Origin of the sequence: Porphyromonas levii (assembly GCF_018206105.1) — a bacterium.
Taxonomy (GTDB): Bacteria; Bacteroidota; Bacteroidia; order Bacteroidales; family Porphyromonadaceae; genus Porphyromonas_A; species Porphyromonas_A levii.
Window position 1 is genome coordinate 1 of the sequence record NZ_JADRGN010000046.1, and the last position, 14790, is coordinate 14790.

Sequence of the window (14790 nt, forward strand, 5' to 3'; positions counted from 1 at the left end):
TCCTCCTAGTGCTATTTACTGTAACTAATAGCAATAGAATAAGTTACATCTCACTATTCCTGAAGGCGAGGGGTAGCTGACTACAGAAAAAAAAGAGGGAAGACGAGCCTTAGTACATAAAGGTACCCACCAAGAAATATCAGTGGGCGCTAGGGGATGTGGTAAATTGAATTATCGTGGTATATTTGTATGCTCTTTGGGGGAATAATGGGTATATTCGCTACGGTTTTGCGGTAGCTCAATGTAGAATACTGTTTACAGATATATATATATATATGATGAATGACAAGATGATAGGGAGGGAGTTTGAGTTATATGCTCATAAACACCTCGGGATTAGTTCTGGAGTAGTTAGCGACTACACCAAGATGATTAATTCAAGTGCAGAGGGATATATCTCTCCAACGATTATAGAGGAGCGCCAGCTTAATGTGGCCCAAATGGACGTATTCAGCCGCCTTATGATGGATAGGATTATCTTTCTGGGCTCAGGCATCAATGATTATGTGGCCAATGTGGTACAGGCACAGCTCCTTTTCTTAGAGACTAGTGATCCAGGCAAGGATATTTCTCTTTATATTAATAGTCCTGGTGGTTCTGTTTATGCCGGGTATGGTATTTATGACACAATGCAGTATATTAGTTGTGATGTTAGTACTATCTGTACTGGTATGGCTGCTAGTATGGGCGCAGTACTCCTTGTGGCAGGAGCCCAAGGCAAGCGCTATGCCCTTCCTCACTCACGTGTAATGATTCACCAACCATTGGGCGGTGCTCAGGGGCAAGCCTCCGATATGGAAATTACAGTAAAGGAGATTATCAAGGTAAAAAAAGAGCTCTACGATATTCTCAGTAAGCATACGGGCAAGAGCCTTGAGGAGATAGAAAGAGATAGTGACCGTGATTACTGGATGACTGCGGATGAAGCTGTTGCTTACGGTGCGGTAGACAAGGTACTTGTAAGGGATACAGAGAGGGATTGATCGGAGACAAGAGGAATGGCGAAGAGAAGTAGAAGAGAGGGAGAGGGACACGAGGAAAGGTGCGATATATGTGGAAGACCAGCAAGTCTTGTGGATTATCTCGTACCTGGACCTGTGGGAAATCTGTGTGATGAATGCGCTACCACTGTGCACAATGCTGTGGAACGTGCTAAAAACATGGATATGGAGCGGGGGAAGTTTGAGTTGCCAAGCATTGCTGAGCTCCCCAAGCCAAAGGAGATTGTGGCCTACTTAGACCAGTATGTTATCGGTCAGGACGATGCAAAAAAGACCCTCGCTGTAGCTGTATACAATCATTACAAGAGGTTGATATACAGAGACCAACAAAGGAGTAAGGGGATACAAGAGGAGGACGATGTAGAGCTAGAGAAGAGCAATATTATGGTAGTGGGACCTACTGGAACTGGTAAAACGCTTCTCGCTCGCACGATTGCCCACATGCTCAATGTGCCATTTACGATTGTGGATGCAACGGTCTTTACCCAAGCGGGCTATGTGGGTGAGGATGTTGAGAGTATTCTCTCTCGACTACTACAGGTTGCGGACTATGATGTAGCTGCAGCCGAGAGGGGTATTGTCTTTATCGATGAGATAGATAAAATAGCTCGTAAGGCAGACAACCCAAGCATCACCAGAGACGTAGGTGGTGAGGGTGTTCAACAGGGTATGCTCAAACTCCTAGAAGGGACAGATGTCAATGTCCCACCCCAGGGCGGGCGCAAGCATCCTGAGCAGAAGATGATAGTTGTCAATACGGAGAATATCCTATTTATCTGCGGTGGAGCCTTTGATGGTCTGGAGAAAAAGATTGCCAAGCGCCTTAATACACGTACTGTAGGCTATGCCAATGAGCTTCGCCATGCCAATGTAGAGGAAGGGGATAGTCTTTTGAAGTATGTAGTGCCATCAGACTTACGTTCGTTTGGTCTTATCCCAGAGTTGATTGGGCGTGTACCAGTGCTCACGTATCTTACTCCACTTGATAGCAAAGCGCTTAGGGCTATCCTTACTGAGCCAAATAATGCCATCGCTAAGCAGTACAAGAAACTTATGGAGCTGGAAGATGTAGAGCTAAGGGTGGATGATGAGGTGTACGACCTCATTGTAGCTAAGGCATTGGAACTCAAAACTGGAGCTAGGGGTCTACGATCTATCTTTGAGGAAATTATGCGAGAAGTGATGTATGAAGCTCCTTCGTCTCATAAGAAGATAGTACGTGTGACTAAAGCCTTTGCTGAAAAGCACTTGAGGGTCAAGGATGTGAGGCTTAATTTGATTGGCTAGCCTTAAATTATGCCTCGTTATAGCATATCTGTATATATTTTGGTACCTTTAAGCTGTTGAAGCCACTGTGGCTTCAACTATTGGGTACAAATAAATATAAGACCTGCATCAATGGATACAAAACGGAAGGAGAAAATATTTGAGGTACTGAAGCTATTCTTTGGCTTTGATACCTTCAAGGATCAACAACTGGATATCATCAATAGCATATTGGATGGTAAGGATACGTTCGTCTTGATGCCAACAGGTGGTGGCAAGTCGCTTTGCTATCAGTTGCCAGCATTGGTGAGCGAGGGTACAGCCGTAATCATCTCGCCACTTATAGCATTGATGAAAAACCAGGTTGATGCCCTCCGTGCTAATGCCAGTGATGAGAGTATTGTGCACTTTATGAATTCGTCTCTTACCAAGACGCAGCTCGATAGGGTGCATGACGACCTTCGTGAGGGTGTGACAAAGATGCTATATGTGGCTCCTGAAAGCCTGACAAAGCCCGAAAATGTGGAGCTACTCAGGGAGATACAGGTCTCTTTTTACGCAGTTGATGAGGCTCATTGTATCTCGGAGTGGGGACACGATTTCCGCCCTGAGTACAGGAGGATAAGGGAGATTGTAGAGGAGATTATGGTGCGTCCTATTATCGCACTTACCGCTACGGCTACTCCAGTTGTACAAGATGATATCATCAAGAGCTTATGTATGGTAGAGCCTAATATATTCATGAGTTCTTTCAACCGACCCAACCTCTACTATGAGGTGCGACAAAAGAACGAGAATATAGACAAGGATATCATCAAGTTTATTAAGAGCAATCCTAATAAAACTGGTATCGTGTACTGCATGAGCCGAAATAAGGTGGAGCTATTTGCCGAGGTACTCCGTGCAAACGGTATCAAGGCAATGGCTTACCATGCGGGGATGGAGAGTTGTGTGCGGGATCAGGCTCAGGATTCATTTATTAGTGAGGATATTGATGTGATAGTAGCAACCATCGCCTTTGGGATGGGAATTGACAAGCCAGATGTCCGCTACGTGATTCACTACGATATCCCCAAGAGTCTGGAAAGCTACTATCAGGAAACTGGCAGAGCTGGAAGGGATGGAGGAGAAGGGAAGTGCATAGCTTACTACACACAGGAGGATGTCCTAAAGATGAGTAAGCTACTGCAAAGTAAGAATAAGAGTAATAATGAGCGAGAGGTTGGGCGTCAGCTACTTGATGAGATATCAGGATATGCGAGTTCGCCCATCTGTAGACGCAAGTACTTATTGCACTATTTCGGAGAGAAGTACGAAGAAGATAATTGTCATAACTGCGATAACTGTTTGAGTAATAGAAAGACGGTGGAAGCAAAAGAGGAATTAGTATCAATACTTCAGACTGTAAAGGAGCTGAAGGAGGAATTTAAGACGGAGTATATCATCAACTTTGTCCAAGGTAAGCAGACTGCTGATATTGAGAACTACAAGCATAATGAGCTGGAAGAATTTGGAAGCTGTGCTGAAGTAGAAAAAGATGTGCTGGAGACAATCATCCGACAGGCGCTCATAGAGGGGTACATGGAGAAGGATATAGAGCGCTTTGGGGTACTTAAGCTTACTAAGCAAGGGAAAGCTTTTTTGAAGACGCCTAAGACATTCAAGATACATATAGAGGATGACGAAGAGATAGTCGATGAGGCAAAGGGTAATGCAGGGGGTGGTTCTGGAATAGCAGACCCACAGCTGTTTTCAATCCTTAAGGATCTAAGAAAGAAGCTGGCAAAGCAGCTAGACCTGCCACCTTATGTCATATTCCAAGATGCGAGTATGCAGGATATGGCTACTTTCTATCCTATCAATGAAAACGAGCTACAGAATATCTCGGGTGTAGGATTGAGCAAGGCAAAGAAGTTTGGAAAGCCATTCCTTGAGGTTATAAGCGAATATGTAAGGGAAAATGAGATTGAGCGTCCCGAGGATATCAGAATAAAGACCGTACCAAATAAGTCTAAGCTCAAGGTGTCTATCGTACAGCTTATCGATCGTAAGGTATCGCTTGAGGACATCGCCAATACCCACGACTTAGACTTCGGCGAGCTACTTTCTGAGCTTGAAGCTATCGTCTATAGCGGCACGAAGATAAATATTAATTACTTTATCAGTGACGTAATGGAGGAGGAAGCTGTAGAAGAGATTTTCGACTACTTCAAGCACTCCACGACCGACGATATTGAGACTGCGATGGGCGAACTGGAGGTATACGAGGAGGATGAGATTAGGCTCATTCGTGTGAAGTTTATAGCAGAAATGGCTAACTAAGCGTATGAAAAGGATCGGAGTACTTGCACTACTATCCATAGTCCTAGGGATGGGACTGGTAGGATGTAATAAGAAGGGACAACAGAGTCATCTCAACGAGTATATTACTTGGCAGAGGATAAGTGCCTTTGCTGAGTATACCGATCCTTTTGTACTTGAGAACTGGCCTAAGGAGGAAGAAGCGACGATCCCCAATTGCTGGGTGCATGTGGATATCCTCTATCCTCAAATAGAGGACAAAAGCTACATAGCGCTAAGAGATAGCCTCGTGAAGGCTATGACGTTGCGAGTGTCTTTACAGCCCTCGAATGACTTCTCTAAAGACAGTATTCAGGCTTTTGTCAATAGCTATGTCGATGCTCAGGTATCGGACTACAAGGCGGACTTAACACAGGCGAGCGAACTAGATTTCGACGTATTTTCATACAGTGTATTTAGCCGTAGGATAGACCTCTGTGACAGTTTGGTACACAATCAGAATGGTATAGTATCGATTACTATGCTATCGCAAGAGTATACAGGCGGAGTACATGGCAATGAGTTGCTGACAACACTCAACTACGACTTAGAGCAGAATGAAGCGATAACGTTGTCCGCTCTATTTTCCGATCCTAAGGATAGCAGGATAGAAGAGCTCTTACTGGGCAGGCTTATGGCGGAGTTCGATGTGAGTACTCCTGAGGAGCTAGAGTATGCAGGTATCTTCAATTATCAGATGCTAGAGGTAACCAATAACTTCTACTTTACCAATGAGGGTATTACCTTCTATTACAATCCTTATGAGTTGGCAGCCTATGCAGTAGGCTCAATAGAGTTGTCCCTTACTTATGAGCAACTGGCACCATTCATCAATGGTGCATACACCAAACTTATACCCCGATGAATAGTACCGATAGATCTATTTTCTCCCAGTATTTTCCCGATCTGACTCCGCTCCAATGGGAGCAACTGGAGCAACTGCCCCATCTCTATCAGGAATGGAACACGAAGATTAACGTAATATCTCGGAAAGATATAGATAACATAGTGCCTAATCATATCCTTCACTCCATGAGTATAGGTCTGTATACCCGCTTCAAGGAGGGCACAAATATCTTTGATATCGGGACAGGTGGGGGATTGCCAGGAATTCCTTTGGCGATACTTTTTCCTGACTGTCAGTTTACTTTGATTGATAGCATAGGGAAGAAGATAAAAGTGGCAGGGAGTATTGCAGAGAGCTTAGAGCTGCACAATGTAAGAGCCATACAGACGAGAGCTGAAGAGCTGAAAGGGGAGAAGTGCCATTTCGTAGTCAGCCGAGCGGCTATGCCGATGTCTGAACTGATGAAGATTGGTGCCCACTTAGTAGATAGGCAAGAGCAATTCAATGCTCTCCCTAATGGCGTCATCGCACTGAAGGGTGGGGACTTGACAGAGGAGCTTCATCCATTTCGTAAGATAGTATCATCGGAGGATATATTGGGCTTGATGCCTGATATCCCTTTCTTTGAGACCAAGAAGATTATCTATATTCCACTTTAGAGTAATGCTACAATACCGTAGATTTATCTGCAACATGGTGCAGGTCAATAGTTACCTTGTCTGGGACGAGAGTAAGTTGGCGTGCGTAATAGATCCTGGGTTCTCCAATGTATCTGAAGAACTAGAGCTTATTGACTTCTTAGATAAGGAGGGGCTACAACTATCACGATGTATAGCCACACACCTGCACTTCGACCACGTAATGGGTGCTCGGTTTATCCAAGAGCACTTCGGTATTCCATTAGAAGCTCCTAAAGGGGAGATTGATGGCTTGCCTAGCATAGACCAGCAGCTAAAGGCTTTTCGTATACCAGTTGAAGAAGGTAAGTACGCATTTGAAGTTCAAGTCCTTCCAGAGACAATAGAGGTAGGTAATACAACCTTCGAAGTCATCAAGACACCTGGGCATTCCCCTGATCATATTACATTGTACGAGAAGGAGAGGGGCGTCATCTTCTGTGGGGACGTTATCTTCAAGGGAGGTTTTGGTCGCTATGATTTATGGGGTGCCAGTTATGAGGTGCTCATAAACTCCATTGATAAGTTGCTTGCCCTTCCTGAAGAGACTGTTGTACTCTCGGGACATGGCATGGAGACTACTATTGGAGCCGAGAGGAAACAATGAGGATTACTGAATTGTTGTATATCTGAGGTGTAGAGATAGTTTATAAATACCATACATATTATACTTATCAAACATGAATACAAATGATTTTACTATCCGCCACGTGGGTGTAACCTCCCACGAGGATGAGCAAAAGATGCTGAAGAGCATCGGCGTTGGTAGTGTAAAGGAGCTTATTGACAAGGTAATACCTTCCGATATTCGCCTAAAGGAGGAGCTTGATCTCCCCGAAGCTATGACAGAGCGTGAGCTAATTGAGCATATCAATGAGCTCGGGAATAAAAATAAAGTATTTACCTCCTATATCGGTATGGGATGGTATGATAATTATACCCCTGCTGTTATTCAGCGCAACGTCTTGGAGAACCCAGGTTTTTATACATCGTACACGCCATACCAAGCTGAGATTTCTCAAGGACGCCTTGAAGCTCTATTCAACTTCCAGACCGTTATTACCGAACTTACGGGCTTGATGCTGACCAACTGCTCTCTCCTCGATGAGGGAACCAGTGGGGCAGAGGCAGCAGCAATGATGTTGAATATCCGTAGCCGTAAGCGTAAGGATGCCAATAAGCTATTTGTTGCTACCGATGTATTTCAGTCTACACGTAGTGTAATACAAACTCGTGCTGCACAATGGCATATTGAGGTTGTAGAAGGCAAGGCAGAGGACTTCGACTTCTCCGACGAGTATTTTGGTGCTATCATCCAGTACACGAATGATCATGGTGAGATCAAAGACTACAAGGAGTTTGTAGCTAAGGCTAAGGAGAAGGATATCCGAGTGGCTGTTGCTGCCGATCTTCTATCGCTCGTACTGCTAACACCTCCAGGAGAGTGGGGCGCAGATATCGTATTTGGTTCGGCACAGCGCTTCGGTATTCCAATGTACTTCGGTGGTCCATCAGCTGGTTTCTTGGCCTCTACCGACGAGTACAAGCGCGTTATTCCAGGTCGTATCGTAGGTATCTCCAAAGATCCTAATGGCAAGGAGGTATTCCGTCTTGCACTTCAGACTCGTGAGCAACACATCAAGCGTGAAAAGGCAACCTCAAATATCTGTACCGCTCAGGCGCTACTTGCTACTATGTCTTCATTCTATGCAGTATTCCATGGTCCAGAAGGGCTCAAGGATATTGCTGGTAGGGTACATACTGTAGCAAGGGTTCTTAACAACGGACTTACCAAGCTAGGATATACTCAGAGCAATAAATACTTCTTCGATACCCTATATCTCACCGGTATCAGTAAGGAAGAGCAGGCAAAGATCAAAGAGATAGCGCTCGACTGTAAGGTAAACTTCCGTTACTTTGAGGATGGCGCTATTGGCATCAGTGTCGACGAGACTACACTTCTTTCCGACCTCAGTGTCCTATTCTATATCTTTGCAACTGCCAAGGGAGTAGAAGTCCCAACCCCAGAACTTCCTGAGAAGCACGCGGAGGTAGATAATCAGTTCCGTCGTACCAGCAACTTCCTTGAGTATGAGGTGTTCCAAAAGTACCACACCGAAACTGAGCTTATGCGCTATGCTAAGCGTTTGGAAAAGAAGGATATCTCACTAGCTCAGAGCATGATTTCACTGGGTTCATGTACCATGAAGCTCAATGCTGCTGCCGAGCTATTTATCCTCTCAAATCCACAGTTCGCCTTCATACACCCATACGCTCCTGCTGATCAGACCGAAGGATATATCGAGATGCTAGATAATACTGCGAGCTTACTAGGAACCATTACAGGGCTTCCTGGCGTGAGCTTCATGCCTAATTCAGGTGCTGCGGGAGAGTATTCTGGTATCCGTGTCATCTCCGAGTACCTAAAGGCAAAAGGAGAGACTCAACGTGATCTGATTATCCTTCCAGCATCTGCCCACGGTACTAACCCAGCTACAGCTTCGCTTGCTGGCTTTGAGATTATCATTGCCAACACTGATGCCGATGGTAATATCGATGTCGAGGACTTCGTAAAGAAAGCAACTGAGCACAAGGAGCGCTTAGCTGCCACTATGATTACTTACCCAAGTACCCATGGTATCTTCGAGGCAGAGATTCGCAAACTAATAGATACCGTTCACGAGATGGGTGGTCTCGTATATATGGATGGTGCCAATATGAATGCTCAGGTCGGATTTACCAATCCTGGTGAGATGGGGGCAGATGTCTGCCACCTCAACCTCCACAAGACCTTTGCTATACCTCATGGAGGTGGTGGTCCTGGCGAAGGCCCTATCTGCGTGGCAGAGTTCCTCAAAGATTATCTTCCAAGCCATGCTGTAGCTTATGGGCACAACTTTATCCCTGTTGGTAGTGCTCCATTTGGTAGTGCCGTCATCGTGGGTATCACCTATGCTTATATTCGTATGCTCGGTACCGAGGGACTGAAGCGTGCTACTGCAGGAGCTATCCTGAATGCCAACTATATGGCTTCAAGGCTTAAGGACACCTATGGTATTACCTACAGTGGCAAGACAGGTTATGTAGGTCACGAACTCATACTTGAGTGCCGCAATGTGAAAGAGATGAGTGGTATCGACGAGACAGATATCGCTAAGCGCTTGATGGACTTCAATTATCATGCACCTACACTTTCCTTCCCTGTACATGGTACGCTTATGATTGAGCCTACCGAGAGTGAGTCGCTTGCTGAGCTTGATCGCTTCATCGAGGTGCTGAATACTATTTGGAATGAAATCCAAGAGGTGGTCAATGGTACTGCCGATAAAGAGGATAATGTGCTCAAGAATGCGCCACACCCACTCTACGAGGTAGCGAGTGACGAGTGGAAGCATCCGTATTCACGTGAGAAAGCTGCCTTTGCTCTCCCATACCTCAAGGAGGATAAGTATTGGACCAATGTAGGTAGAGCCGACAATGGTTTTGGTGACCGCAACTTGGTCGCTACTTACAGTTGCTGTCAGTTCTAACAACACCCCCTATTATATCCGAAAAGGGCTATGCAGGATTGATTCTGCATAGCCCTTTTCGCTTTATCGATAACCTGTAATGCCTTTGCTAGTACTGAAGTGGTTACGGTTTGGATGGTTGGTTGATCATATCATGACTAGCATCCATTGTCGATATGAAGGCTGAGTAATCGACAGACTTGACGCAATCCTTCAGAATAGGCAGCTTCTTACGCTCCACTATCGTAAAAATAATCTCTCGCTCTTCATCCATGTACATGCCACGCCCCTTGATAAGCGTACCTCGAACGCCTAGTTTGTGCACTAGAGCCTCCTTAATCTCATCAATCTTAGAGGAGACAATGAATACCGCCCTCTTGGGGTTTTCAGGCTGAAGAAAGTTTACGACCTGACCATAGACTATGATTGTGAGCCAAGAATAGAGCGGCACCGTCCAATCTCGAAAAGCAATCAGACCGAAGACTACTACAATAGAATCAATTACGATAATCGTATCGCTCAACTTAAAGTTGCGTCCACTCGCAATCACTCTACTCAGTACATCAGTCCCTGCGCTAGTGCTGCCAGCTTTGAAAATCAGATATACGCCGACACCAATAATAGCACCGCCATAAAAGGCAGAGAGGAGCCGGTCGTTGCCAATTAGCCCCATGTCCTTAGTCATTGAACTTATAAAATCGGTAAATAGAGATATAAGTAAGAAGGTAGCGACTGTTTTACCAGCAGAGGAAATCCCCAACTTCTTGAGCGCTAAGAGGAGTAGGGGGACATTAAAAAATAGAGCGGTAATACCAATAGGGAAACCTTCTGGTGCAAAACTAAACATCCCCTTCGTGAGATGGTTCAGCGCAATAGTGATACCATAGACGCCACCAGGTACAATATTGGCTGGAGCAATAAAGATAGAATAACCTATGGCCTGAAATAATGCCCCCAGCAGTATGTATACCGCATCCAAAAAGGGTTGGCTCTTCATCAGCTTGGCATGCCAAGGACGTTGGGAATAGGGGGTAGGAGATAGAGCTTCATTCATCATCTTAACATCTTAATGTTCTATTAATTCACTACGCAAAAGTAGTTGTTTTTTCCGAGTTGGCATAAATAGATTCCCAACCATCCCTTAGGTTTCCCTAGAAAAGGTCGAGGGTTTTGATCAAAAAGGTCGAGGGTTTTGATCAAAAAGGTCGAGGGTTTTGAACGAAAAGGTCGTGGGTATAATACTCCCCATAAACTAGACAGCTCAAAAAGTGTTTGATTTAAGAGTTGAGATGGTATTAATTGTCATTTGCTATCAAAAAAAGAAAATGAAGTTTATGGGGAGTATTATGTCTCTGCTGCGTATCCTATATTCCGATATATTGGTACTTTTGTGCTATGATAGACAAGAACATTGACCCACGAAATATTAAGATTGAGGATTATACCTACAATCTACCAGACGATATGATTGCTAAGTATCCGCTCCAAAAGCGAGACGATGCTAAGCTTTTATACTATAATGGTGAAGAAACTAGTACTCATATTTTTAGTGATATGCCCAAGCTGTTACCTGAAAATGCGGTACTGGTGATGAATACCACTAAGGTAATTAGAGCCCGATTGGAGTTTTTCCGAGCTACTGGTGCTCGGATAGAAGTGTTTTGCCTCGAGCCTTATGCCCCCGCCTTGTATGAGCTATCACTCGCTACCAAGGGGAAAGTTGTGTGGCATTGCTTGGTTGGTCAGGCGAAGAAGTGGAAGGAGCAATACCTTGAGCGGACATTACCTGAGGGCGGTACTCTGCGTGTCTCTCGTGTAGTCGATGGGCACCTTATTTGTTTTGAATGGGATAGTGACATCACTTTTGGAACCCTTTTGGAACAACTTGGTGAGCTTCCTATTCCGCCATACCTTAATCGTAAGACAGAGGAAAGCGATCTTTCCGATTATCAGACCGTCTATGCCAAGCAGGAGGGTAGTGTGGCGGCACCTACGGCTGGGCTTCATTTTACAGACGAATTATTGAATAACCTGAGAGATAAAGGGATAGAGACTATTCCTTTGACCCTACATGTAGGGGCTGGCACTTTCTTGCCCGTCAAGAGCGACACCATGGGTGGTCACGAAATGCATACGGAGGTTATAGAAGTGCCACTTAGTTCTATTGAATCTCTCAGGGATAGCGTGATGGAGGGGAAGCCCATTGTGTCGGTAGGGACTACCAGTACGCGCACGCTCGAGAGCCTATATTATATGGGTGCTCAGTTGCTCCTTGGAGTAGAGCATGCATTTAGTGTAACTCAGTGGCTGCCTTACCAACTCCAAGAGGAGCCTACGTTGCTCCAGTCGTTGGAGGCAATCATAGCAAGGCTGAAAGAGGGAAAAGCAGAGAAGTTATTTGGGCAGACCCAACTCATGATTGCCCCAGGGTACCGCTATAAGGTTGTAGATTACTTGGTAACTAACTTCCATCAGCCACACAGCACACTACTATTGCTTGTTGCAGCTTTTATAGGAGAGGAGTGGCGCAAAGTGTATGACTACGCACTAGAGAATAATTATAGGTTTCTTAGCTATGGCGATGGCTCGCTTCTCAAGAAGAAGTAAATGGCAGATGCTCTGAATCGACGAATCCTCAAGCTAGCTTTCCCTAATATCTTGAGCAACCTCACTGTCCCTTTGCTTGGGATAGTAGACCTTGCCCTCTCGGGTCATCTCAAAGATGCCTATGCGATAGGTGGAATAGCTATTGCTACTACGGTGTTCAGTCTGATCTATTGGAACTTCTCCTTTCTCCGAATGGGTACCACGGGGCTTACCGCTCAGGCTCATGGTCGAGGGGATAAGGAGGAGATGGGGCGTAATCTTATACAATCACTATTCATTGCTATTATTGGAGGCATCTCCATTCTCCTACTCCAGTTGCCACTGTTTAGGATTATCTTAGGAGTAATGTCCCCCGAGTCCGCTCTTATTGACTACGCTACCATTTACTATAATATAGTGGTGTGGGGTGCTCCTGCCATGCTCTGTACTTATGCGCTCAATGGGTGGCTTATAGGGATGCAAAATACTTGGTGGCCTATGGCGGTGAGTATAGGTACCAATCTTATCAACATTGCTACTAGTGCCAGTCTAGTCCTCATTTGGGGTAGGGGAGTGGATGGTATAGCTATTGGAACCCTATCCGCACAGTGGATAGGCGTGATTGCTCTTGGTTTAGGCGCATATTATTTATTCCTTAAGCGAGGAAAAGCGCACGTCCCTACTCAGTTGGGACATCTTAGGGTAGGGCTACGGCGCTACTTCGGTACCAATATTCATATCCTATTCAGAACAATGCTCCTTGCATTGATTTCTGCATTCTTTACCTATTCGGGAACCCAGCAAGGTGCACTTACTTTGGCTGCCAATGCACTTCTCTATCAGTTCTTCAACTTCTTTAGTTACTTTATAGATGGGTTCGCTTTTGCTGCAGAAGCACTCGTTGGGCACTTCTATGGAATGAAGGAGCGCAAGCTACTCCGAAGCTCTATCCGAACCCTTATTATCTGGGGACTTGGTATAGCGGTGGCTACGAGTATAGTCTATATGATTATTGCTAGTCCATTCCTCTATGTCCTTACGGATAAACCCAAAGTCATTGCCTATGCCGAGCACTATCTACCATGGGTATATGTACTTCCATTTACAGGCTTCCTCGCATTTCTTTTTGATGGAGTATTCGTAGGGGTAACGGCGACTAAAGAGATGTTTTTGAGTATGCTTACCGCAGTACTTGTCTTCTTCGCCCTCTACTATCTGCTGCCACTTTCAGATCAAAACCATATTCTGTGGGCTTCCTTTATTACCTATCTAGGGGTTAGGGGAGTGATGCAGATCTTGATTACACGTAGGCTTAGGGGGATTGGTCTTCCCTTCGAATATACCTACTACTTTTCCATTGGTTCTACATTCCTCGATAGTGAGCGAAAGATTCGAGACCTCATTACTCATTCATTCCCGCATGGGGTATTTTCCTCCTTTTATTCTACGCCCGATGCTACGGGCAAAAGTGATAGGATCTATCTCAATAGTGTACTCCGTGTAGAGAGTGCACTACCACTAGAGGAGGTGATTGCTCTTACCAAATCGCTAGAGGAACAAGCAGGGCGTGATAGGAGTTCACAAGATGTGTCGCTCGATGTAGATGTGGTGATGCAGGATAAGCTTATCTTGAGGGAGAAGGACTATAGACGCAATTATTTTCAAAACGGTTATAATGAACTAATAAATCATGGACAAACGTACAACTAAACGAGTTTATCTCATCACGGCTAGTTGGTTCCTACTGGAGCTTGGACTGCTACTTGCCAATCACTTCTTGTTTGAAATCACATGGCTTCTGCAGATAGCAATGATGCTTCCAGTGATTTCCTTGCCACAGCATTTAATATATCTTAGGCAAAAGAATGAGGTCGCCTATACCGATACAGAACACCTTCTTATCTGTGTATTTGCTTTTGTCGTATCTTTGATCGTGGGATTGCCTTTTTACTTTATATAAAAGTTAAGAGAGCGAAGCAGCTTTGCTGCTTCGCTCTCTTTTCCTTGAGCCTCTTGTCGGACTCGAACCAACGACCGTCTGATTACAAATCAGGAGCTCTACCAACTGAGCTAAAGAGGCGGGTGGGTAAGCAATCTACATCGCGCCGCTCAACCAGCTACCCTTGCTGCGATCAAACCCTGGGGGAGTTCACCAGGAGCTGGCCGTGCAGGACTTACCCGTTTGCGGTGCAAAGATACAATATTTTTCTGAATAACCAAACATATTCCTAACTATTTCTTCCTCTCTTCTGTGAGATTTTTATGTACTAATGTGATTTATAGCATGTTATATTTTTCGACATCTATGACGCTCTTTGTGTAATTTCGCTAAGCTTGAGAGTAAAGACAGAGAATATGGTAGGGCGAAACGTCAAAATATAATCCCTCTTCCTCATTCAGCCTCGATAGTGAGCTCACCAGCCTAATGTGTTTCCATATATAATTGTCACAATCTACTTTATTACAGTACATTTCACTATTGATAAATTCTCTTAGGCGAGCGCCCGATGTGGCTCGCCATATCAGCGAAATTTATTCCTAGCCTAGATTCCGCAAAGTATGCG

Annotated in this window: 11 protein-coding genes and 1 tRNA gene; 10 read left to right on the top strand and 2 right to left on the bottom strand. The window is 44.9% G+C overall.

What is annotated here, in order from left to right:
* The first annotated feature begins 275 nt into the window (after window positions 1–275).
* The 7 genes from clpP (at window position 276) to gcvP (ending at window position 9661) form a co-directional block, all read left to right on the top strand.
* The gene (gene clpP, locus IX315_RS08425; protein WP_018358809.1) at window positions 276–983 is read left to right on the top strand and encodes an ATP-dependent Clp endopeptidase proteolytic subunit ClpP; all 708 of its coding nucleotides are present in this window, start codon (window positions 276–278) and stop codon (window positions 981–983) included.
* Window positions 984–998: 15 nt separating this feature from the next.
* Window positions 999–2288: an ATP-dependent Clp protease ATP-binding subunit ClpX gene (gene clpX, locus IX315_RS08430; protein ID WP_018358808.1), complete on the top strand. Its 1290-nt coding sequence runs from the start codon at window positions 999–1001 to the stop codon at window positions 2286–2288.
* Window positions 2289–2399: 111 nt separating this feature from the next.
* Complete coding sequence (recQ, locus tag IX315_RS08435) at window positions 2400–4589, top strand: DNA helicase RecQ (RefSeq protein WP_018358807.1); 2190 nt, start codon at window positions 2400–2402, stop codon at window positions 4587–4589.
* 4 nt (window positions 4590–4593) lie between these two features.
* Window positions 4594–5472, top strand: coding sequence for a DUF3298 and DUF4163 domain-containing protein (locus IX315_RS08440; protein WP_211638673.1), 879 nt, complete (start codon window positions 4594–4596; stop codon window positions 5470–5472).
* Window positions 5469–6113 (top strand): 16S rRNA (guanine(527)-N(7))-methyltransferase RsmG, encoded by a 645-nt coding sequence (gene rsmG, locus IX315_RS08445; protein WP_018358805.1) that lies wholly within the window; start codon window positions 5469–5471, stop codon window positions 6111–6113. Before IX315_RS08440 ends, rsmG begins: the two co-directional genes overlap by 4 nt.
* Before the next feature lie 4 nt (window positions 6114–6117).
* Complete coding sequence (locus IX315_RS08450) at window positions 6118–6738, top strand: MBL fold metallo-hydrolase (RefSeq protein WP_244973132.1); 621 nt, start codon at window positions 6118–6120, stop codon at window positions 6736–6738.
* A 73-nt stretch (window positions 6739–6811) separates the two neighbouring features.
* The gene (gcvP, locus tag IX315_RS08455; protein ID WP_018358803.1) at window positions 6812–9661 is read left to right on the top strand and encodes an aminomethyl-transferring glycine dehydrogenase; all 2850 of its coding nucleotides are present in this window, start codon (window positions 6812–6814) and stop codon (window positions 9659–9661) included.
* A 103-nt stretch (window positions 9662–9764) separates the two neighbouring features.
* Here gcvP and IX315_RS08460 read toward each other — a convergent pair whose 3' ends face one another.
* Window positions 9765–10637, bottom strand: coding sequence for a YitT family protein (locus IX315_RS08460; RefSeq protein WP_425325376.1), 873 nt, complete (start codon window positions 10635–10637; stop codon window positions 9765–9767).
* Between the two features lie 398 nt (window positions 10638–11035).
* On the opposite strand from IX315_RS08460, the gene IX315_RS08465 reads away from it, so the two are divergent.
* From IX315_RS08465 to IX315_RS08475, 3 genes are read left to right on the top strand one after another with little or no spacing between them, the layout of a single operon-like run.
* Window positions 11036–12247, top strand: a complete 1212-nt coding sequence (locus IX315_RS08465) for an S-adenosylmethionine:tRNA ribosyltransferase-isomerase (protein WP_018358801.1) — start codon at window positions 11036–11038, stop codon at window positions 12245–12247.
* Window positions 12248–13936 (top strand): MATE family efflux transporter, encoded by a 1689-nt coding sequence (locus IX315_RS08470; RefSeq protein WP_211637456.1) that lies wholly within the window; start codon window positions 12248–12250, stop codon window positions 13934–13936.
* Complete coding sequence (locus IX315_RS08475) at window positions 13917–14186, top strand: hypothetical protein (protein ID WP_018358799.1); 270 nt, start codon at window positions 13917–13919, stop codon at window positions 14184–14186. Before IX315_RS08470 ends, IX315_RS08475 begins: the two co-directional genes overlap by 20 nt.
* A gap of 47 nt (window positions 14187–14233) precedes the next feature.
* Here the strand turns inward: IX315_RS08475 and IX315_RS08480 are convergent.
* Window positions 14234–14306, bottom strand: a tRNA-Thr gene (locus tag IX315_RS08480).
* Between the last annotated feature and the right edge of the window lie 484 nt (window positions 14307–14790).